Source organism: Mesorhizobium sp. M0587 (genome assembly GCF_040320945.1).
Taxonomy (GTDB): Bacteria; Pseudomonadota; Alphaproteobacteria; order Rhizobiales; family Rhizobiaceae; genus Mesorhizobium.
This window is the reverse complement of the sequence record NZ_JAMYQP010000034.1, coordinates 1-20,470: the sequence shown is the minus strand read 5'-3', so window position 1 is coordinate 20,470 and position 20,470 is coordinate 1. Positions and strand designations below refer to the sequence as shown.

General features: G+C 63.1%; 22 protein-coding genes. 5 read left to right on the top strand and 17 right to left on the bottom strand.

Annotated elements, in window-relative coordinates; genetic code table 11:
* Nucleotides 1-141: 141 nt before the first annotated feature.
* The 3 genes from NKI49_RS25245 to NKI49_RS25235 all read right to left on the bottom strand — a co-directional run bounded on the left by NKI49_RS25245 (nucleotide 142) and on the right by NKI49_RS25235 (nucleotide 1,420).
* Nucleotides 142-564 carry a BA14K family protein gene (locus tag NKI49_RS25245; RefSeq protein WP_352605266.1) on the bottom strand — a complete coding sequence of 141 codons (423 nt, stop codon included), beginning with the start codon at nucleotides 562-564 and terminating at the stop codon, nucleotides 142-144.
* Nucleotides 565-750: 186 nt separating this feature from the next.
* Entirely contained in the window at nucleotides 751-963 is a 213-nt protein-coding gene (locus NKI49_RS25240) for a cold-shock protein (RefSeq protein ID WP_006202521.1), read from the bottom strand.
* Between the two features lie 244 nt (nucleotides 964-1,207).
* Nucleotides 1,208-1,420 carry a cold-shock protein gene (locus NKI49_RS25235; protein WP_006202520.1) on the bottom strand — a complete coding sequence of 71 codons (213 nt, stop codon included), beginning with the start codon at nucleotides 1,418-1,420 and terminating at the stop codon, nucleotides 1,208-1,210.
* A gap of 499 nt (nucleotides 1,421-1,919) precedes the next feature.
* On the opposite strand from NKI49_RS25235, the gene NKI49_RS25230 reads away from it, so the two are divergent.
* Nucleotides 1,920-2,321: a Kazal-type serine protease inhibitor domain-containing protein gene (locus NKI49_RS25230; protein WP_352605268.1), complete on the top strand. Its 402-nt coding sequence runs from the start codon at nucleotides 1,920-1,922 to the stop codon at nucleotides 2,319-2,321.
* Between the two features lie 114 nt (nucleotides 2,322-2,435).
* Here NKI49_RS25230 and NKI49_RS25225 read toward each other — a convergent pair whose 3' ends face one another.
* The 5 genes from NKI49_RS25225 to NKI49_RS25205 form a co-directional block, all read right to left on the bottom strand.
* Nucleotides 2,436-2,645 carry a hypothetical protein gene (locus NKI49_RS25225; protein WP_352605270.1) on the bottom strand — a complete coding sequence of 70 codons (210 nt, stop codon included), beginning with the start codon at nucleotides 2,643-2,645 and terminating at the stop codon, nucleotides 2,436-2,438.
* Between the two features lie 115 nt (nucleotides 2,646-2,760).
* Entirely contained in the window at nucleotides 2,761-2,898 is a 138-nt protein-coding gene (locus NKI49_RS25220) for a hypothetical protein (RefSeq protein WP_164482279.1), read from the bottom strand.
* Between the two features lie 78 nt (nucleotides 2,899-2,976).
* Nucleotides 2,977-3,225: a hypothetical protein gene (locus NKI49_RS25215; RefSeq protein WP_352605273.1), complete on the bottom strand. Its 249-nt coding sequence runs from the start codon at nucleotides 3,223-3,225 to the stop codon at nucleotides 2,977-2,979.
* Nucleotides 3,222-3,491: a hypothetical protein gene (locus tag NKI49_RS25210; RefSeq protein WP_027024500.1), complete on the bottom strand. Its 270-nt coding sequence runs from the start codon at nucleotides 3,489-3,491 to the stop codon at nucleotides 3,222-3,224. The genes NKI49_RS25215 and NKI49_RS25210 overlap by 4 nt, the downstream gene beginning before the upstream one ends.
* A gap of 207 nt (nucleotides 3,492-3,698) precedes the next feature.
* Nucleotides 3,699-3,905 carry a cold-shock protein gene (locus NKI49_RS25205; RefSeq protein WP_023809797.1) on the bottom strand — a complete coding sequence of 69 codons (207 nt, stop codon included), beginning with the start codon at nucleotides 3,903-3,905 and terminating at the stop codon, nucleotides 3,699-3,701.
* Nucleotides 3,906-4,224: 319 nt separating this feature from the next.
* Between NKI49_RS25205 and NKI49_RS25200 the strand changes: the two genes are divergently transcribed.
* Complete coding sequence (locus tag NKI49_RS25200; protein WP_027024501.1) at nucleotides 4,225-4,422, top strand: hypothetical protein; 198 nt, start codon at nucleotides 4,225-4,227, stop codon at nucleotides 4,420-4,422.
* A gap of 306 nt (nucleotides 4,423-4,728) precedes the next feature.
* Nucleotides 4,729-6,363, top strand: a complete 1,635-nt coding sequence (locus NKI49_RS25195; protein WP_352605276.1) for a tetratricopeptide repeat-containing sulfotransferase family protein — start codon at nucleotides 4,729-4,731, stop codon at nucleotides 6,361-6,363.
* A gap of 184 nt (nucleotides 6,364-6,547) precedes the next feature.
* Here the strand turns inward: NKI49_RS25195 and NKI49_RS25190 are convergent, their stop codons facing one another.
* The 9 genes from NKI49_RS25190 to NKI49_RS25150 all read right to left on the bottom strand — a co-directional run bounded on the left by NKI49_RS25190 (nucleotide 6,548) and on the right by NKI49_RS25150 (nucleotide 17,902).
* Nucleotides 6,548-6,970, bottom strand: a complete 423-nt coding sequence (locus NKI49_RS25190; RefSeq protein ID WP_352605278.1) for a VOC family protein — start codon at nucleotides 6,968-6,970, stop codon at nucleotides 6,548-6,550.
* A 158-nt stretch (nucleotides 6,971-7,128) separates the two neighbouring features.
* On the bottom strand, nucleotides 7,129-7,311 hold the full coding sequence (locus tag NKI49_RS25185; RefSeq protein WP_352605280.1) for a hypothetical protein: 183 nt from the start codon (nucleotides 7,309-7,311) through the stop codon (nucleotides 7,129-7,131).
* Nucleotides 7,312-7,439: 128 nt separating this feature from the next.
* Nucleotides 7,440-7,748, bottom strand: coding sequence for a HigA family addiction module antitoxin (locus NKI49_RS25180; RefSeq protein ID WP_140567050.1), 309 nt, complete (start codon nucleotides 7,746-7,748; stop codon nucleotides 7,440-7,442).
* A 27-nt stretch (nucleotides 7,749-7,775) separates the two neighbouring features.
* Entirely contained in the window at nucleotides 7,776-8,054 is a 279-nt protein-coding gene (locus NKI49_RS25175) for a type II toxin-antitoxin system RelE/ParE family toxin (protein ID WP_352605283.1), read from the bottom strand.
* Nucleotides 8,055-8,117: 63 nt separating this feature from the next.
* The gene (locus NKI49_RS25170; protein WP_352605285.1) at nucleotides 8,118-9,644 is read right to left on the bottom strand and encodes an ABC-F family ATP-binding cassette domain-containing protein; all 1,527 of its coding nucleotides are present in this window, start codon (nucleotides 9,642-9,644) and stop codon (nucleotides 8,118-8,120) included.
* Between the two features lie 237 nt (nucleotides 9,645-9,881).
* Nucleotides 9,882-10,787, bottom strand: a complete 906-nt coding sequence (locus NKI49_RS25165; RefSeq protein WP_352605287.1) for a DMT family transporter — start codon at nucleotides 10,785-10,787, stop codon at nucleotides 9,882-9,884.
* A 347-nt stretch (nucleotides 10,788-11,134) separates the two neighbouring features.
* On the bottom strand, nucleotides 11,135-14,422 hold the full coding sequence (uvrB, locus tag NKI49_RS25160; RefSeq protein ID WP_352605289.1) for an excinuclease ABC subunit UvrB: 3,288 nt from the start codon (nucleotides 14,420-14,422) through the stop codon (nucleotides 11,135-11,137).
* 128 nt (nucleotides 14,423-14,550) lie between these two features.
* Entirely contained in the window at nucleotides 14,551-16,161 is a 1,611-nt protein-coding gene (locus NKI49_RS25155) for a DUF2778 domain-containing protein (protein WP_352605291.1), read from the bottom strand.
* A 484-nt stretch (nucleotides 16,162-16,645) separates the two neighbouring features.
* Nucleotides 16,646-17,902 (bottom strand): hypothetical protein, encoded by a 1,257-nt coding sequence (locus tag NKI49_RS25150; protein WP_352605293.1) that lies wholly within the window; start codon nucleotides 17,900-17,902, stop codon nucleotides 16,646-16,648.
* A 148-nt stretch (nucleotides 17,903-18,050) separates the two neighbouring features.
* Between NKI49_RS25150 and NKI49_RS25145 the strand changes: the two genes are divergently transcribed.
* Both NKI49_RS25145 and NKI49_RS25140 read left to right on the top strand, forming a co-directional pair.
* Complete coding sequence (locus NKI49_RS25145; protein ID WP_352605295.1) at nucleotides 18,051-19,079, top strand: CapA family protein; 1,029 nt, start codon at nucleotides 18,051-18,053, stop codon at nucleotides 19,077-19,079.
* A gap of 319 nt (nucleotides 19,080-19,398) precedes the next feature.
* Nucleotides 19,399-20,370 carry a hypothetical protein gene (locus NKI49_RS25140; protein WP_352605297.1) on the top strand — a complete coding sequence of 324 codons (972 nt, stop codon included), beginning with the start codon at nucleotides 19,399-19,401 and terminating at the stop codon, nucleotides 20,368-20,370.
* The last annotated feature ends 100 nt before the right edge of the window (nucleotides 20,371-20,470 follow it).

Here is a 20,470-nt window from a genome sequence, read left to right as displayed (position 1 = left end):
AAGGTTGGCCTGCCCCTTGCTTGCTTGCCTGCTTGCCTGCCTGCCGGCATCCACATCTCCTTCCGCTCATGGAGCCGAACAACAAAAAAGCGCTGACCTCGCGGACAGCGCTTTTTTGTTTTGGGGCAGGGAAGCCCTAGTTTAGTTGGCAGTGCAGAAATGCTGCTCGCCGTCATTGCCGGTGAACGTGCCGGTGCGGGCGTTGAACGTGCGGTAGCGGTCCGAGCAGTAATCGTACCAGTCACGCGTCCACGGCTCGGCGTAGCCTTCATTGTAGACAACCCTCGGCTCCGCATAGTAGCGGCGGACCGGGGCAGGGCGCGGTCGCACTTCGCGATAATATTCGTCGTCGTACCCGTTGTCGTAGCTGGGCGGCTGGTCATTGGCCAACGCGCCGCCGATGAGCGCGCCGGCCGCGAGGCCGAGGACGCCGGCGGCAATCGCATCGCCGTCGCCGTGATGGCCGTGACGGCGCCAGTCACCCGCGTTGGCCACGGGCAGGGTGGCGAGCGTGGTGGCAACCACGGCAGCCGACAGCACGGCTGTCTTGAAAATCCGGTTCATATCGATCTCCTTCGTGCCGGCCCCCTATGACTTTCGGGGATGCGGTCCGGCTTTACGAAGGACTAATATGAGACCGTGGCTGAACGGGGGCTGAACGGGTTTTTATCTGTCACGCCCGCCATATGACGAAAAATTACGCGCTCCGGGGGGGGCGGACCCTGGCCTGCTGGAGCGACGTCGTTCGGCTTAGCCGATCGACAGATTGACGGCCTTCGGACCCTTGCCGCGTTTGTCCGGCTCGGTGTCGAATGTGACTTTCTGCCCATCTTCGAGACCGGGAAGACCCGACGCCTGCACGGCCGAAATATGGACGAAGACATCCTTCGCGCCATCATCCGGTGTGATGAAGCCGAAGCCCTTGGCGTGGTTAAAGAATTTGACGGTGCCGGTCTGCGGCATGGGAAGCTCCCTTTGATCCCATAAACTCCAGTCTCGGGCCGGCAGATGCCCGAATGGAAATTTGTCCTTTATTTTAGCGTCATCGGCAAGAGAAAGTTTTGCGGGCACTTATGCTGCGCCGCGACATGAAAAAGGCGCGCCGAAAATCGCCGCGCCTTTCAAAAATCTGTTCGCGTGTCCAAGCCTTGGTCAAGGCCCTGGAGTCTCGTTCGCACATCCCACAGGACGTGCGGCGCGCCGGTGCTCAGGCTGCGCGGAGATTGACCGCCTTCGGGCCCTTGCCCATGCGATCCGGCTCGACGTCGAAGGTGACCTTCTGGCCGTCGACCAGCGTGCGCAGGCCCGAGGCCTCGATCGCTGAAATGTGGACGAACACGTCCTTGGCGCCGCCGTCGGGCGTGATGAAACCGAAGCCTTTGGTCGCGTTGAAGAATTTAACGGTGCCGGTCTGGGCCATTGGGGAAACTCCTTCACCCGTTCAGTCTTGGTGGTCCTGCCCGCCACCTGGCGTCGAGGGCAGTTCCCGGTGGTTGCTTCGGCAGTCATGCATTGGCGCATGGTCAAACCCCCCGCCGAAAAACGGGGCCGTCAGAGATTCACAGTATCGGGGAAAGGTCGTCCAAAACGTTCCGCTCTCCGGGTCGCAAATGCCCGAACACGGAATTTATCGCACGGAAACGTGAAGGTTGCAAGATAGCGCCGTGGGCTGCCCTAATAGGCGTATCCCGACGCATAAATCGACCGATCCGAGCGTCGACCGGCCGCAGATAGGCCCCTGCGCCGGATGGGTCATCGGCCCACGGGCACAATCACGCATGGGCCAGGGATGGCTGGCGAACGCGCGACCGATGCGCGCCAGGCTCCAGCCGCAGCTTCCGCGAACTGCAAACGAGGATTGCATTTGGCAAGAGAATGGCGAGGATCGCGATCGGGATGGAATAGAGGGAGAGATCAACATGAAATTTCCGACGGCACTTTGTTCCCAGCAAAGTTTTGCCATCCTGTTGTTGTCGTCAATTCTTGCCGCTTGCACCGTGGTCGTCGATGATGGACCGGGACCGCGCCCGCGTCCGCCAAGGCCCGAACCGCAATACTGCACCAAGCAATACGAGCCGGTCTGCGCAAGGCGCGGCGGCGATCGCCAGACCTTCGCCAATAGCTGTCTTGCCGACCGTGCCGGCTACCGCATCGTGCGCGATGGTCCGTGCCGCGATGGTGGCGGTGGCGAAGAGCAGACGTTCTGCACCCGCGAATACGCTCCGGTGTGCGCCCGCCGGCATGGCGAGCTGCGCAGCTTCCCCAACGCCTGCGAAGCCCGCGCCGCGGATTACCGCATCGTCGGCGATGGACCATGCTGAGAGGCGGTCTGCCTTGCCTTCTCCGAAACTCCGGAGAAGGCAGATGCTGGTTACGGTCCGATAGATCTTCTCCGGTATGAAGTTTATGGGGCCCATGCGGCAAACGTCGCTTCTCTACGCCGGACAGGCCTCATCGGCAGGGCCGGCATACAGCTCTCCGCCGTTCTCATCGGAAATGCGCAGGCGGTCGAGGATCCTGCGGCATGGCCAGAGTGTGAAATAGTGCGATGGCCCCTTGCGCAGGTTCGGCACTTCCAGCGACACCCTGTCGGGCGTGGCTTCGTTGGCGTCGCGCGATCGGTAGAACTCGCTGACGAAGTTCAAGTAGGCTCCGTGGTAGCGCGCGCGGGCAGTTCGTAGTCCGCCGCCTCACAACAGTTGGCGACGGAGAGGGCACGAAGCGCGCCCACACGAGGCGCTCCTGGCGCCCCTGGGGCTGTCAGCCCTTGGACTTCGGCTTCAGGCTGCTCTCGGCCTGCTTGACTGACGAACCAAACGGGGAGGCAGGCTTGGCCACGACCTTATCCTTCTTCGGCTTGCGCGTTTCGCGGTTGCTTCGCTGTTGACCCTTGGACATTTGGCGCTCCTGATGCGTGTTGACTTGGCGTACGGTGGGGCCTCAGACAACCGGATTGTCAGTGACAACCGGATCGTCTCAGACAACCGGATTGTCGACCGGTTCGAGATTGTCTTCCGTGGTGACCCGCTCGTGCGTCTCCTGCTCGCTGCGGATGCGGTATTGCGGCGAGCCGTCCTTGACCGGCAGCCTGCTTTTGATCTGGAACAGTTCCGCGGTCTTCTGGACGAGGCCGGTGCGGCTCTTCATGCGCACTGTCTGGCCGATGACGAAGAGGTGTGCGGGTGTGTCGGTGCGCGGGCGCGCATTCTGCTGGAAACGGATCATGCTGCGTTCTCCCGGTCGCGCTTCAGCGCTGTTTCGAGTTCGAGGTAATCGATGGCGACAAGCTGGCTGGTGGTCGATCGTTTCACCGCCCTAGCCGGCAGATGGATGAAGGTGGCGACGCGGCGCCAGGCAAGCCGCGACATGCCCTCGATCAGCTCTTCGTCGTGATCGATGTCGTAGTCGCCGGCCGGCAGCTGTCCTTCCAGTCCGCCAAGCACGAAGGGTGCTGCGAAATGCGCGATGGAATGGGTGGTGCGGTCCGGCATGTCTTACCGTGATACTCTCCGGGGTTGATGCTTTCGCGGTATCAGTCGGAGGTGTCTTACGCGTCGCGGCGGCATGTAAAGCAGCGGTACTGAAAGCAAAAAAGCGGGGACGTTCCCCGCTTTCCTATTTCCGGCAATCGCTGGAAATAGGCCGCTTTCGAGAGCTGCCAGTACATCCGTGGTCAGCGTTCATAGAATTCGGCCTGTTCAGATCAGTTGCAGATTGGCGGCCGACTCGCGGCCCTTGGTGTCACGTTCCAACTCGAATTGCAGCTTCTGGCCTTCGGCAAGGCCGGGAAAGCCGGCGCGCTCCAGCGCGCTGACATGGACGAAAACGTCCTTGCCGCCATCGGTCGGCTGAATGAAGCCGAAGCCCTTCTGGCCATTGTAGAATTTTACGGTTCCGGTGTTCATGGGTGTCTTTCGAAGAATGAGAGATGATCGCCGAGCCGCGCGCCCGGTATCGATGATCTGGAGTGAGACTGGCGGATCGACAATTTCTGACGCCGCGAGATGCCAATTCTGGCCAAAGCGATTTTATGAAGATAGGCTCTTGTCGCAATTTAATCAAGGCTATTTGAAAGAAAATCGGATTTTATTAAAAAAATTCTTGGTGTAAACGTCAGAAAAATGATGATATAAATCCGGCAACTTCAAGAAATTGTTTGAAGATAAAGCAGGAATATTTCTCAATATAGTTTAATTTTATTCTTCGATGAAAGGGATGAGTCTTATGATTTCCGTAAGAGCACCGGCGGGCCCCGCCGCAATGATCACGCCGACCGCAAATCCGGCGATGGTAAAACCGGCCGTAATCCAGTCGCTGCGGCTGGCTGTCAGGAGCGACGAGGCGGCAAGGCAAAGGATTGCCGACACCGATGGAACGGTCCGGCGCGCCAGGCAGGTGGCGGAGACCAACCGGCTGATTTGATCTCTTCCGGTTGACGGAAAGGGCGAGACACCAAGCGAAGCCTTGAACCTGCCGCGGCAATGGCCTAGATCGGTTCATCGTTTCACTGAAACGCCGAACCGCTCTAGCTCTTTGTTTTGGCGCAATTCCCAAGGGAAAGCGCTGTGCGCTTTTCCCGGGAAAAGCGTTTCACACTTTTCCTGGAATTGCTTTAGATCGCGGCAGGCGGAAAAACACGGCAGGTTTCCCATCAACAGAGATCAGAGAAGAGCGGCGGGCGCCAATTCAGGCTCAGGCGGTCAACCGCCGCTGGGGCTCGACCAGTATGTGCAGCAGGCGCTGCAGCTGCATCAGGCTGGCCGGCGCCCTGAGGCCGAGGCAATCTACCGGCAGGTGCTGGCGCGCAAGGCCAATCACGCCGCCGCGGCGCATTTCCTGGGATTGCTGCTGCACCAGACCGGACGCGGCGCCGAGGGGCTGGATCTCATCGAGCAGTCGGTGCGCTTGCAGCCGGGGAATCCCGACTTTCAAAACAATCTTGGCACCGTGCTGCGCGACCTCGGCCAGGTGGCCGCCGCCGTCGATTGCTTCCGCAGAGCGGTGGCGCTGCGGCCCGACCAATTGGCGGCGCGCGACAATCTCGGCTCATCGCTGAAGCAGCTCGGCCAGTTCGAGGGCGCCGAGGATATTTATCGCGGCACGGTCGGGCGCAATCCCTTCCATGTCCGCGCGCGCATCGGGCTTGCCGAGACGCTGCAGGAAGCCGGGCGCCTGGACGAAGCATTGGCCGTCTTCCGCGAGGCGCTGTCGATCCGGCCCAAGGATGCCGACCTGCTGCACGGGCTGGGCGTCGGGCTGATGGAAAAGGGCAAGCTCGACGAGGCGGCCGATCTGTTCCGGCAGGCGCTGGCGGTCGACCCCGGCATGGCGAGAGCCTGGCTGATGCTGACGCAGGTCAAGCGCCAGAAGGAGCGCGACGCCGAACTGGCCGGCATGGAGGTCCAACACGCCAAGGCACCACAGGACAGCGTGGCGCGCATGCAGCTTTCCTTCGGTCTCGGCAAGGCCAATGACGACCTCAAGGATTATCCGCGTGCCTTCGACTATTTCGCCGAAGGCAACGCGATCCGCCGCAAGGGCATCGACTACGACAAAGCCAGGACGCGGGCCGAGTTCGAGGCGATGAAGGCGACCTTCGACGCCGCCTTCTTCGAAAAGCACAGGCCGAGTTCAATCAGCGACGACACGCCGATCTTCGTCGTCGGCATGCCGCGCTCCGGCACGACGCTGGTCGAGCAGATCATCGCCAGCCATCCCCAGGTCTATGGTGCGGGCGAGCTCAGCATCCTGAAGACGGTGGTCGGCAAGCAGTTTCCACTGACGATGAAGGGCGGCTTCCCCCCAGGCATCGCGGACATGCCCGACAAGGTATTCGCCGAGGCTGGCGAGGCCTATCTCGACATGCTGCATGCCCGCTATCCCGGCTTCAAGCATGTCACCGACAAGATGCCCGGCAACTTCCTGCTGATCGGCTTCCTGCACCTGATGCTGCCGAAGGCGAAGATCGTCCATTGCGCGCGCGACGCGGCGGCGACGTGCCTGTCGATCTACAAGGTGCATTTCCGCGGCGACAGCCACCGCTACGGCTACGATCTCGGCGAACTCGCCGATTTCCACAACCTCTACACCGACATCATGGCGCATTGGCGCGCCGTGCTGCCCGGCGTCGTGCACGATGTTCGCTACGAGGATTTCGTCGCCGACCAGGAAGGGCAGACCCGGGCGCTCATTGCCCATCTCGGCCTGCCGTGGAACGATGCGGTGCTGTCGTTCCACGAGACCGACCGGCCGGTGCGCACCGCTTCCGCCGCGCAAATCCGCCAGCCGATGTATCAGGGATCGGTCGACCTGTGGAAGCGCTATGGCGATCGGCTCAAGCCGCTGCTGGACAAGCTGGATTAGCGACTTGTCACAGATTGGCCGAAGCGACGGAGGCTCAGGCCAATCTCCAACGTCTACGATCTGGCAACCCTCGCGTTGCGCCAGTTGGTCCTTTTGCTGAAATCGAGCGCCGGGCCGGCAGGGATGCAACCCGGCGCTGGCGAGCAGATCGCTCCCCGGGGACAGGGAATGCTGCTCGTTGAACTTACTTCACCGGTGCGTTCATCGCCCAGGCCACGCCGAACGGATCGTTCAGCTGACCCCAGCGGTCGCCCCAGAACATCACCTGCAGCGGCGTGACGATTTCGCAGCCGGCATCGACGGCGCGTTGCCACCAGGCATCGATGTTGTCGTCCTGGAGATGCAGCTGCAGCGTGTAACCCTGCGGCTTTTGATGCGGATGGCCGTGCTCGGGATAGGCATCGCAAAGCATCAGCGTCGAGCCGTTGACATAGAGATGGATATGCATGGTGCGGCCCTGTTCGTCGGCCGGATAGGCAAAGACCTGCTCGGCGCCGAAGGCCTCGCGGTAGAACTCGGCGGCCTTGAAGGCGCCGTCCACCTGGAGATAGGGGGTCAATCCGCCGAGCACCTTGGCGCTTGGCTGAACGGGGGTCTGGTCGGTCATTGCGTGTTCCTCTTCACGTTGGTTTGGCCTTGCCACCAAAAGACGGATGAGTCCGCGGCAATCCTACATGGTCGCCGAACTAATTTCGAAGCCCGGGCCGGGAGAGACCAGGCAAGCGGCGGGATTGAAAGACGGGCACCTTCGTCGGCTGGACGCGATCATATGACCTTGGCCGAGAAGATGGTTGCGCGCCGGCTGTTCCGCGTGTCGAGAATATCCGGAAAGCCGATGTCCTTGCGCAATTCGGCGGGCAGCGAAAGCAGGATGCGTTCGCTGCGGTGGCGGGCGCGCGCCGCCGCATATTGGGTTGCGATGCGACCGATGGATGACAGGACCGACATGGTAGTTCTCCCTGGGTTGGCGCCGGCATCATCGTGTCGGCATCCCAAGGACGAGGCAGGTTCAGGCGATCCGACAGGTTGTCGAAATTTTTCTCACGACGTTTGATTTCTCATTCGAGCGCAACGGCCTACGCAACCTTGAGCGTCGGAATAGCTGAAACATCAACCTCACGCTCAGCATGCCAGGCATCGAAAGCTGCCTGCATTCGAAGCCATATCGCAGCGCCGTCGCCAAACAGCTTCCCAAGGCGGGCGGCCACAGCCGGCGAAACCGGCTTCTTTTCGCGGATGATGTCGTAGAGTTGCTGCCGGGAGATCCCGAGCAGATTTGCAATTTCCACCTTGGTCTTTCCGGTTGCCGGGATAATGTCCTCAAGCAGCGCTCCCGGGTGGGAGGGGCAGCGCTCGATCGGACGCGTCGGCTCGTGCACGCTCATAGGTCGAACTTCTCCAATCTGGCCGCCTCAGTGATACTGCTCGAAATCGACGCGGGCGGCGTCCTTGCCGTCGAATTCAAACGTAATGCACCACGGTCCGTTGACGTGGACGGCGTAGCGGATCGGATCGAAGCCCTTCAGCGGGTGGAAGTCGAAGCCGGGAAGGTTCATCTCCTCCGGCTTCTCTGAAGCTTCCAGACGGTCAAGCCGGACAAGAATGCGCTTGTGCATCTTGGCGTCGATCTTGCCGGTCTTCCCGGTTTGAAAGAGGTCCGACAGCGCCTTGTTCCTGAAGGACTTGATCATGACGTATGTAAACAGATCGCTTACACAATTCAAGGGCTGTAAGCGGATAATTTACAAACCGACCTACCCCGCCGCTTCGGCCACCGAACGAAAGAATTCCTCGGGGTCCTCGACTTCGGTCAGCCGCCGCTTCTCGATCAGCCAGAAGCGGTTGCCGATGGCGCGGATGAAGGAGCGGTCGTGCGAGGCGAGCACGCAGCTCGCCTGATGGGCGAGCAGTTCGGCTTCCAGCGCTTCCTGGCCGTCGATGTCGAGATGGTTGGTCGGCTCGTCGAGCAGGTAGAAATTGGGGTTGGCGAGCCTCAGCACCAGCATCATCAGCCGCGCCCTCTGGCCGCCGGACAGCACACCGATCCTGCGCTCCTGCATCTCGATGCTAACCCCGGCGCCGGCAAGCAGCGAGCGGGCGCGCTGCTCGCCGACATCGGTGCGGCGCGAGACCATCGCCAGCGGCGTGTCGTCGCCGCTGATGCCGGACAGTGCCTGGTCGCTGTAGCCGAGCACCGTCGACGGCGTCACCTTGAGGTTCCGCACCGTGTCGGGATCGAGGATGGCGTTGCGGATCAACGTGATGAAGCGCGACTTGCCGACGCCGTTGCGGCCGAGCAGCACGATGCGGTCGGCCTGGCAGATGTGGCGCTTGCCGGTCCTGAACAGCAGCGTGCCGTCGGGCGTTTCCACTTCCGCGTCGTCGAGCGTGATCAGCACCTTGGCATGCGTGCCGCGATTGGCGAGCCTGATGGCGCCCGCCGATTTTTCGCGATGCGCCGGCGCCGCGGCGTCCTCCAACCGCTCCGCCCGCTGGTTGAGCTGTTTGGTCTTGACCGTCAGCAGATCGCTGCCCGAATTGATGCCGATGTTGTTGAGCTTGGCGGCCTGCCGGCGCAGTTGCTGCGCCACCTTCATATCGCGCTGGAATTTGCGCTCGGTCGAGGCGTCTAGCTCGTCCATTGCATCCCTTGCGCGGGAGTAGGGGAGGGAAAACACCGGCGACTGGTCCGGGCGCAGGAACAGGGTGCGGTTGGTGGTGGCGTCGAGGAAGGCACGGTCGTGGCTGGCGATGACGACCGGCACTTCACGCGGCAGCGTATTCAGCCAGGTTTCAAGCTGGCTGATGCGGGCAAGGTCGAGATGGTTGGTAGGCTCGTCGAGCAGCAGCACGTCGGGATCGGTAACCCAGACGCGGGCAATCAGCGCCAGCCGCTGCCAGCCGCCGCTCAGGGCCTGCATTGGCCGCTCGCGAATCGGCTCGGGCACGTCGAGTGAATCCAGCACCACATCGACCCGCCACATCTCGCTTTCGGCCTGGTCCGGCGGCAAGGCATCGGCCACCACTTGGTGAAAGGTGCGGCCAAGCAGGGCAGGGGGAACGGACTGCTCGACATGGCCGACGCGCAAGCCGCGCGTGCGGGTGATGTCGCCAAAGGTCGGTTCCATCTCGCCGGTCAGGCATTTGAGCAAGGTCGATTTGCCACGACCATTGGCGGCAACGATGCCGAGCCGGTCGCCGGTGCCGATGGTGAGGTCGAGATTGGAGAAGAGCGGCGCACTCATGGTGACGCCGAGGGATTTGAGGCTGATCAGGGCCATTTGATTTCTCTGGTCTTGCCGGAATCCGGCTCAATGCACTTTGACGGTGCGCGTGCCGGCCAGCAGGCTCGGCGTTGCGGCACCACGAAGGCAGACCAAAAAATCGAAGCGGGAAAACCCGGACCGTCCCTAGTCAGCCCTGCAAGCAAGCTCGCAGGGCAGAAATTGGGCCACGCTGACGATGGTGATCAATAAACACGCAGCCCTCCTTTCAAGACGTTTGAGTGTGGTGACTGGTTATACCAAAGGCGGGGCGGAGGGCAAGGGTGCCGCTTTCACGCGCCGCGGGAAGGGATCCAGCACCAGTATGCAGCCGCCGATGATCGCCGCCGCGCCGAAGCCCTGGACGATGGTTAGCGACTCGCCGAGCACGACCGTGCCGACCAGCACCGCAATCACGGTGACCGCGAACTCGACGCTGATCGTCCTGGTGGCGCCGATGCTGGCAACCAGCCGGAAATAGACGACGTAGGTCATCGCGCTCATCACGCAGGCGAGAATGGCAAGATGGAGGAAGTCGATGGCGCGCGGCATCGCCGGCACCGGCACGGCGAGAAGCAGCGGCAGGGTCATCAGCCCGCCGAGCAGGAAGGCGGCGCTGGTGAGTTCGAGTGAGCCCGCCGAGCGCAGATGACGGTTGGCGTAGTTGCTGCCGAAGGCGGCCGAGAACGAACTGAAAAGCGAGGCGGCGCAGCCGAGCGCGAAGGAGGCGGTGACCGGCATTGCGGGGAAGCCAACCAGAACGACAATACCGGTGGCACCGAGCAGAAGCCCAGCCAGCCCGCGAATGGTGATGCGCTCAAGCCCCCACAACTGGCTAATGATCATCGAGAACAGCGGGATCGCGGTAACGAGGATCGCCGCCATGGCCGTCCCGATGCGCGGCGTGGCATAGGACAGGCCGATCAGCTGCGCGGCGACCGTCGTCGCGCCGACCACGGCGAAGTGCCGCCAGCCGGCGCTGAAATCGAGCCTGCGCCGGGTCGCGGCGGCCAGCAGAAAGAGTGTGATGCCGGCGGTCAGCGACCGCAGCGTGACCGCGCCGACCCAGCCAAAGGCATGCACCACTTTGAGCAGCACCAGGAACGACAATCCCCAAGTGACGGCCAGGAAGACGTAGGCGGCGATGTCCTTGGGTTTCATGGGTGTGGTGGCTGGTGAGAGGTTGGCTTCCGGAGTGGAAGCCGTGCGGTCGACCTACCGTTTCCGCATGCTCGCTGCAAGGGCGTGCGCATCGTGCAGGAGGGGAGTTGCCGGTTACGCTGGGTTGGCGGTACAGCGCGCCCCCTCTGTCCTGCCGGACATTTCCCCGCCGAGGGGAAATCGGATGACACGACTGCTTTCGCTTAGTTTTCAACGGAGAAAAGAAAGCGCTTGCGGCGGAAGCTGCCAATCTCCCCTCTCGTTGGGGAGATGTCCGGTCCACCCTCCGCAGCTGCAGCGCAGCTGCTGCGGAGGACGGGCAGGACAGAGGGGGGCGCGAAGGATCGCTACCGTCCCGGCCTGCCCGTCTTCCCCGGCCGCCGTTTCTCGCGGCGGGCATCGCCCGGATCTTCGTAGGAGCCGATGCCAGCGCGCTGGCGCACGATTGGTTTGTCGTCGCGTTCCTTCGCGCCCCCCTCTGTCCTGCCCGACATCTCCCCCACGAGGGGGGAGATTGGCTGTGGCTTGGCAGGCACCTTTCCTTCGACCGGTTTTTCGGTCCGCCGCACGGTCATTTCATCGAGCGAGTTCTTCTTGAACAGCGGTTTGGTGGCGTCACCGGGAATGCCGAAGTCGGAGCCGTGTGCTTCTTCGACCGACTGTTTCTTGAACAGCGAACGGGAGACCGCACCGGCCGGCGTCGGCATGTCGGTACCCGGACCCATGTCGTCAATGGAGGGTTTGGCGAAAAGCGGCTTCTTCACCGGCACCGCGCCATCGGCGCCCATTTCGTCAAGCGCCGGCTTGCGGAAGAGGTTGGGCCGGGCAGCCTTGACTGCCTCTTCGCCGGCGCGTGCTTCGTCGAGCTTGCGGAAACGCTCCTGTTCTTCTGCTGTACGATGCTTGGCCACGCCCTTGTTGTGCTTGCCCTTTTCGCGGCCCGAGACCGGGCTTTCCATGTCGGCATATTTGGCCAGCGGATCGTCGGAGATCGACAGTTCCATCTCGCGCAACCGCTTGATCTCGTCGCGGATGCGCGCCGCTTTCTCGAAGTCGAGATTGGCGGCGGCGTCGCGCATCTGTTTTTCCATCGCGTCGAGATGGGCCTTGAGATTGTTGCCCATCATGGCGCCGGCGCTGTCGGTGAACTGCGAAATATCGGCGCGGACATGGTCCTTTTCGTAGACCGAGTCCAGAATGTCGGAGATGCGCGACTTGACCGATTCCGGGGTGATGCCGTTGGCCGCGTTCCATTCCATCTGCTTCTCGCGACGGCGGTTGGTCTCGGCCATCGCCCGCTCCATCGAACCGGTGACCTGGTCTGCGTAGAGGATGACCTTGCCGTCGACGTTGCGGGCGGCGCGGCCGATAGTCTGGATCAGCGAGGTCTCAGAGCGCAAAAAGCCTTCCTTGTCGGCGTCGAGAATGGCGACGAAGCCGCATTCGGGGATATCGAGGCCTTCGCGCAAAAGGTTGATGCCGACCAGCACGTCGAAGGCGCCGAGGCGCAGATCGCGCAGGATCTCGATGCGCTCCAGCGTATCGATGTCGGAATGCATGTAGCGGACGCGCACGCCCTGTTCGTGCAGGTACTCGGTCAGGTCCTCGGCCATGCGCTTGGTCAGCACGGTGACCAGCGTGCGGTAGCCGGCCTTTGTGGTCTCGCGAATCTCGCCGACGACATCGTCAACCTGGCTTTTCGCCGGACGCACCTCGACCGGCGGGTCGATCAGGCCGGTCGGACGGATGACCTGCTCGGCGAAGACGCCGCCGGCCTGTTCCATTTCCCAGCCGCCCGGCGTCGCCGAGACGGCGACGGAGAGCGGCCGCATGGCGTCCCATTCCTCGAAGCGCAGCGGCCGGTTGTCCATGCAGGACGGCAGCCGGAAGCCGTATTCGGCCAGCGTCGCCTTGCGCCTAAAGTCGCCGCGATACATGCCGCCGATCTGCGGCACGGTGACATGGCTTTCGTCGATGAAGACCAGCGCATTGTCGGGAATGTATTCGAACAGCGTCGGCGGCGGATCGCCAGGCTGGCGGCCGGTGAGATAGCGTGAATAGTTCTCGATGCCGGCGCAGGAGCCGGTCGCTTCCAGCATCTCCAGGTCGAAGCGGCAGCGCTGTTCCAGCCGTTGTGCCTCGAGCAGGCGGCCGGCGCGCTCAAGCTCGACCAGCCGCTGCTTGAGCTCTTCTTTGATCGACTTGATCGCCTGGTTCAGGGTCGGGCGCGGCGTCACATAGTGCGAGTTGGCGTAGATCTTGACGCTCTTCAGCTCGCCGGTCTTCTGGCCGGTCAGCGGGTCGAACTCGGTGATCGCCTCGATCTCGTCGCCGAACATCGAGATGCGCCAGGCGCGGTCTTCCAGGTGGGCGGGAAAGATTTCGATCGTGTCGCCGCGCACGCGGAACGAGCCGCGGACGAAATTGATGTCCTGGCGCTTGTATTGCTGGGCGACGAGGTCGGCGAGCAGAGCGCGCTGGTCGAGCCGGTCGCCGATCTGCATCTGGAAGGTCATCGCCGTATAGGTCTCGACCGAGCCGATACCGTAGATGCAGGACACGGAAGCGACGATGATGACGTCGTCGCGTTCGAGCAGCGAGCGCGTCGCCGAATGGCGCATGCGGTCGATCTGCTCGTTGATCGAGGATTCCTTCTCGATGAAGGTGTCGGTGCGCGGGACGTAGGCTTCAGGCTGGTAATAGTCGTAGTAGGAAACGAAATACTCCACCGCATTTTCCGGGAAGAATTTCTTGAACTCGGAATAGAGCTGCGCGGCCAGCGTCTTGTTGGGTGCCAGGATCAGGGCAGGACGTTGCGTCTCCTCGATCACCTTGGCCATGGTGAAGGTTTTACCCGAGCCGGTGACGCCGAGCAGCACCTGGGTGCGGTCGTTGTTGTCGATGCCTTCGACAAGATCCTTGATGGCGGTCGGCTGGTCGCCGGCCGGCTCGAAGTCCGACACCATCTTGATGGCGATGCCGCCTTCCGATTTCTCGGGCCGGTCCGGGCGGTGCGGCGTCCACAGGACGCCGTCCTTGTGCAGCGGATTGCCCGATTCGATCAATGCCGACAGCGCAGCCACCGTCGCGGTGACGCCGCTCGACGTCATCGTCTCGGCTTCTTCCAGCGAGACATCGAGGCCGGCGACGGGGTTGAGGCCGGCGGCCGCCCGCTCCCTGGCCGAGGCGGCGCCGCCCATCGACGTACCGCGTGCGGTGCGCCCGGCTGCGGCCGAGCGCTCGGGGATCTTCTTCGACTTGGCGCTGTCCTTCCCCCTTGAGGGGAGGGTGGTGGCGGAGCCGCCGGGTGGGGTCGGTTCGACCGGGCTCGACGCTTCTTTGTGTCGAGCGCTTCCTTTGCCGACCCCCTCTGTCGCCTTCGGCGACATCTCCCCCTCGAGGGGGGAGATTAGGTGTCCCTCGCGTTCGGCTTCCTGCTCGATCTGGTCGGCCCAATCGGCGATCGAGCCGGCCAGCGGCGTGCCCGACAGATCGGGCTGCGGCATCTCGGCGAAGCCACCCTTGTGCAACGGCTCCGACGCGTCGAGGAAATCGGTCAGCGGGCTGCGCCGCTTCGGCGCGGCGCGGTCGTCATTCGCCGTCGGCGGCGTTCTTTTACCAGGGGATTTGGCCATGTGCCGAATATGGGAGGTCTTGGCCAAAATGGAAAGAGCGCGGTGGCGAGAGGCGTACCGAACAACTCGGCTCCTGACAGTAGGCTGTCAGGAGCAGGCGGGAAGGTTCGGCCGAATGCCTGTCGGTATTACGCGCCCCTGGCGGCGGACGCGACCCGCGTCGGCGAAGACGACAGGCGCGGCACGACGACGAGGCGCTTGATCTTGCCCTTCTTGAAGGCGGCGAGGAAACGCGCATAGTCCTTGAAGGCGACACAACCACTGGACTGGGCGTAGCGGCCCCGAAGCAGGTAGGTGTGGGCCAGAAAGCCGTCGCGATTGTATTTGTTGCGGCCATCGACCGGTGTCAGGCGCAAGGCTTCGACACCATGAAAGCGCGACTCGCGCAGCGACAGATTGTAGGTGTTGGGCGGTGTCGGTCCGCGGTTCTTCTGGTCGGCATAGCGCGGCTGGTCCACCATGGCGCCCACGCCCGAATGCGCCTCGAGCCTCGAGCCGTCAGGCATGTAGACGGTCCCGGCGCTGATGTCGTAGACGGCGACGCCATTGCTGGCACCGCTCGTGGACCCTGGCGAGTTGAACAGGTTCTTGAATGCCCGGCCGAGGCCGCCCGCAGGCGTATCCGGCTTGGCATAGGCCAACGCGTCGCCGCCATCGGCCGGCCGACCTTGCCGGATTGGCTTTGTCGGCTGGGCTTGCTGGACCGGCTTTGCCTGAGGCTCCGGCTTCTGCTGCGCGACGTTGGGCTGTTGAGCCGGCTTGTCCTGCTCCACGGACTTCGATGGCTCCGGCTTGTCGTATTGCGGGCGACGGGTTGGCAGCGGCACATCGTCGGTGAGCGCGTCCGGCAGCGAGGCGGCATCGCCGGGTTGGTTCTGCTGGGTTTCGACAGGCGAAACCGCGACATCGGCCGAGGATTCGGTCATCGGCAGCGGCGAGGCGAACGCCTCGTCCTCGACCGGCAGCGATTCGACGAGGGGGAGCGCCAATTGCGAGTCGCTTGGCGTTTCCGACTGGGCAAAGCCCGTAGGCAAGGGCGCGGTCTGCACGACGGCGGAGCCGGTGTCCATCCGCGCGAAGCGTTCCGCTGCCGGAGCCGGCATATCGTCCGACAGGCTGGCCACCATGTTGGCGGGTGGCCCCAGGGACGCCTGCGCGACTTGCGGCGCGGCGCGGGAAATCAGGGGTCGGGCGTCGGCTGTGACGGCAGGTTTGCCGGTACTGGCGAAGGCAGCGGCGAGTTTGCTCGGCGACAGCGACGCTTCCATGCGTTCGAAACGCTCCTGCGATTTCGACTTTGCCACAGGGGCTGGCTTTGCCTGCGCCACGAGGCGCGCGGATTTTTCGGTATGAGGGCTCAGCCGGGCCAGCTTGAAGCAGCTGGCGCCGCATTGCACGGCATGGTCGTGCAAGGCCTGCGCGCCGCCATGGGCATTGGCCAGCACGAACGGTGCCGAGGATCTCAGGAAACGCTGCTTCAGCGGATCGGCCAGGGCCAGCGATCCCGGCGTCGACAGCGTCTGCGGCAGGCCGCCTGATGTCGCCGACAACGAGGCGCCGACGGAACTCAGCCCAGCCATGGTGCCGATCAGCCACAGGCCCACGGCGGCGCTGACGCCGGGCACCGCGATCCAGCGGACGATCCGTTCAGGGGTGAAGGAGGAGGAACGTGGCGCGTCGCAAGCGGTTTCGCCCTGCCAACGCTGGTCCCCGACAATTTTCTTACTCAAGAACGCCATACACCAATCTTGCTCCAATCGGCTCCCACGTCCGCGGCTGTGATAGCCGCGACGACCATTCTGTGAGTGATCCCAGGTGGTCCCCGACGCGTTTGCCGCGCCTGTCGTTAGTTGCCGACTGCTTCAAAATATGGACAAAGTTGGTTAACCAATCCCTCTCAAAACCAAACGAGAGACGTGGACTTTGTGCCAAAGAAGGCTTGTCCACGACCATGAACGCGGTATTGCAGCCCATCCAAGGCTGTTTTGCTGCCCGCTTTTGACGCCCAAGTCAAGCAAAACAGTCATTGCTAATATATGCGGAGGGCGATCCGGCGAGTCATGCGACCAGGAACGCTTGCCAATCCGCATCGCCGAAACATTGCCGCACCGGCGAAACTGTTGTCCGCGGGCCACAAGTTCCGCGGCCGGACGGCTGGAGACAAAGCAGGAAATTGGCCGGCACCAAGGCGGCCGACAGGTGTCGAAATTCCGCGGCGAGGCCTTAGTTGAACCACAGCGCAAAAGTCAGGAACCCACTGCCGCCGAACTCGCGCTGGATCTGGTCGAAATCGTCGCTCGAGAGGATGCTGCCGCTTTCGAGATAAGGCGCGATGGCTGGGCCGGTGATCGACAGAACGAGGTCGAAGGGCTTCGGTTCGTCGAAGAAGCGCTTCATGTTGATGCCCTTGCCGGCGATGCGGAAGTGCGGCAGCAGCATGCGGCCTTCGAGCAGGTCCTCGGCCATGGTCAGGGCGGCGAGCCAGGCCGCGACCTGCTCTTCGCCGACTTCGAGGCCCGTCAGTTGGTTCTCGCCCTTCTGCTGCGGGCCGGGCAGCCATTCGCGGACATTGTCGGTCTCGGCGCGGATCGCCTTCCAGTCCTCGCGCGACAGCCGGATCATTTCGAGCAGATGGCGGCGCGCCGCTTGCCGGCGCTCCGGCTCGACCACTGGCCAGTTGACGAGATGCACCAGCGAAATGAAATCGGCGATCCGCCATTCCGAGGAGAAGATGCTGCTGCCCATGTCGCCGCTCGGCGGCACGAGGATATCCTGCAACGGCAGTTTGGCGCGCGGGAACAGCATGTGGAAGGAGCCGTCGAAGGTGCTTTTGAAATCATGCGCCAGCCAGAAATCGGCCTGCGCCATCAGGAACTCGGCGTAACCCTGCAACCAGTAACCGTCGGCGCGGTCGAAGCGGAAGGTAAGCGCGAGTGCCGCATCGTCCGGCGCGCTGCCGCCGCGCGACAGCGAGGCGATGATCGCGGCCATGCTTTCATCCGGCGCGATCGTGCCGTCTTCGTCGAGGTCGATGCCGACATGGGTGAGGTCGATGACCATGCCGATATCGGCATTGGCCGGCACCGCCCCAAGCGTGGCGGCGGATTTTTCCAGCCGGTCGCGGAAAGCAACCAGGATGGCGCGGAATTGTTCGTAGGTCAGCGGTTCGGGATTGGGATTGTCGGGCACTGGCAGGCGCATCAAAGGCAGCATGAAGGATCGCGGACTTTCGAAACCATGCCGGCGCAAGCCGCTGGCCAGCAGTTCCAGCGCGGTGAAGAATTCGCCCGCGCCGGCGGCATAGGCCGATGCGGGATCTTTTGAGGCGGCGGCCTCGAGCGTAGCCAGGGCACTGTCGCGCGCGGCCACGGTCTTTGCCTCGAACAAAGCGGTTGCCGCTTCGGGCATGGCCGCCGACGCATACGACAGCGGTACGAGCACCATGAAAGCCGATGCCAGCAGGCTTGCTATTCGTGTCATCTTTCCCCTCCCATGCATTGACCGTGAACGACCATACACAGATTTCCGCCATCGCGCCTCGCTGGCGGTGCTGCGATACGATTGTCGACGGATGCGCTTCAACCCGTGCGACGGACGGTCTAAACAGGGCAAACAAATTGGGCATGGCGTGTCGAATTATCCGCTCTCCTACAAGCTGTCCTGGCTGCCGCGTTTCCTGAAGCCGTCGCTTGGCGGTGACATCGATACGTTTGCGCCGGCAGAGGGGACGCTGATGGCAACCCTGCCAGATCGGACGGTGCGGCTCGCCTTCATCGGCGACATCTCGGCGGTGGCCAACCGCAGCGCGCCGCAATGCGATCCGGCGATCGCGAAGCTGCTGGGCTCCGCCGATCTGGTGATCGGCAATTGTGAAAGTCCGATCGTAGACCGGCCGAGCGCTGTGCTTGGCACCCTGCTTGGCACGCGCCATGCGATGACCGAACGGTTTCTGACGGAGGCGCTGGCGGTGGTAGGCATTGCTCGCGAAAAACTCGTTTTGTCGCTGGCCAACAATCACGTGCTCGACCAGGGCGTCGCCGGCTTCGGCGAGACGGTGGCGGCGCTGAAGCGGCTCGGCATCCGCACCATCGGCCTGGCTGCTGGTGGCCCGGTGCAGCCTGTCAAAATCGGACCACTGACATTGGGTTTTGCCGCTTTTACGCTGTGGCGCAATGCCGATGAAGACCTGTTTGCCGGCCGCGTGTCGATGGACAGCGACCCGGCGGGATGGCCGCGCGACGGTTTCGATCTTCTTTGCGCGGTGCCGCATTGGGATTGGGAGTTCCGGCATTTCCCGCACGCCGAGACGCAGGCGCTGGCCAGGCGGCTGGCCGGGCAGGGCGCCGGGCTGATCGTCGGTCATCATGCCCATGTCCTTCAGCCGGTGGAGCGGATCGACGGCACGGTCGCCGCTTATGGACTTGGCGATTTCCTGGGGACCGCCTTTGCCCGCCAGCCATGGCCCGGTCGTATCGGTGGCATATTCGTCGTCGATGTCAGCGCCGATGCCGGCACCCGCGGCAGGATCGCGTCATATCGGCTGCATCCCTTTGTGCGGCTGCGGAGCGGGGATCATGAGCGGCTGGTGCCGGTGGAGGGGTTGGAGGGTGCGATGAGGGGACAGGTCGAGAGGCGGCTGGGCGCGATCTTTCCGTAGTGTTGCAGCGGAAGGATAGGTGCATTCGCCAATCGCCTATTATGGCGCTGCCCCTCATCTGCCTGCCGGCATCTTCTCCCCGTATAGCGACGGGGAGAAGGGGCTGACCGCAACCTCGGCACCCTTTCTGCAACGTTGGAAATTGGCGAAATCCTTCGCGGAAGCGTCCTTCTCCCCGTCACTATACGGGGAGAAGTGCCCGGCAGGGCGATGAGGGGCGGCGCGGCGTTCTTCTAACAGGCACCGTATCGCAGCATTGCCGTCGATACAGTGCACAAAACCAGCTATTATGACCTTGTCGAGGCTTGCGGGGGTGGCGATGGAAACAGCGGGCTTCATGCCGAGCGAGGCGGTCACGGCCGGCATCCGGAAAGACATCGAGAGCTATGAGGCGGCGCGGGCCTCGGCTGTGCGGCAGGTGCGCTGGCGGGTGCCGCTGTTCGTCGGCCTGGCGCTGGTGTTCGTGGCGCTTGTCGCCTGGCTGTTCAACAAGGTCGCCGATCCCAACGAGCAATGGTTCTCGACGCCACATGTGTTTCTCTATGGCATCGGCTTGGTGGCTTCGAGCGTGCTCTATTTCGAGGCCATGAAACCGGCGACGCGGCTGCAGCAATCGTTCCGCGAGACGCTGCTGCCGATCATCTTCGGCTTCATCGCGGATATGCGTTACCAGCATGGAGGGAAGCCGAACTCTTTCGACCGGCTGCCGCGCGAGGCGGTCGGCGCCTTCAACCGGCAGTCGTTCGACGATGTCGTTTCGGGCCGCTACGAAGAGTTTCCGTTCGAGCTTTACGAAGCAGAACTGCGAATAGGGTCGGGCAAGGATTCATCGACAGTCTTCAAGGGTGTCATTGTCGCTTTCGAAGCGATCGAACCGTTTCCAGGGGTGCTGGTGGCGACGCGCCGGACCAATGCGGTCGTCGGGTTCTTTCGCGGCATGTTCGCAGCCAAGATGCAGGAATTGCCGTCCGGCGTGCCGGAACTCGATGCCGTCTACGAGTTCCGCACCGACAATGTCGAGGCGGCGCGGCCGTTGGTGGCCGGCCGGCTGGCGCAGGCGCTGAAATGGCTGGGCGAAACCTGGCCGGACGAACCAGCCCGCGTCGCCCTCAACGGCAGCGACGGTTTCCTGCTGTTGCCGCAGGCGAAGAACTTCTTCGAGCTGCCGGATATTTCGGTGCCACTCGATTACGTCAGGCATGTCGCGCCGATGATATCGGACATGGGCGCCATGCTGGCGACGGCGGCACTCGTGCGCAAGATCGGCGCGAGGGATGAGGCGACGAGTTAGCCCGGATATCTCACACAGTCTTTCGGCGCGAGGCTGGCAGCAGCGATTTTGCGGGCACTTGAGCTGCGGGCAAGGGATGTCCGCCGCTTGGAGCGGTTGG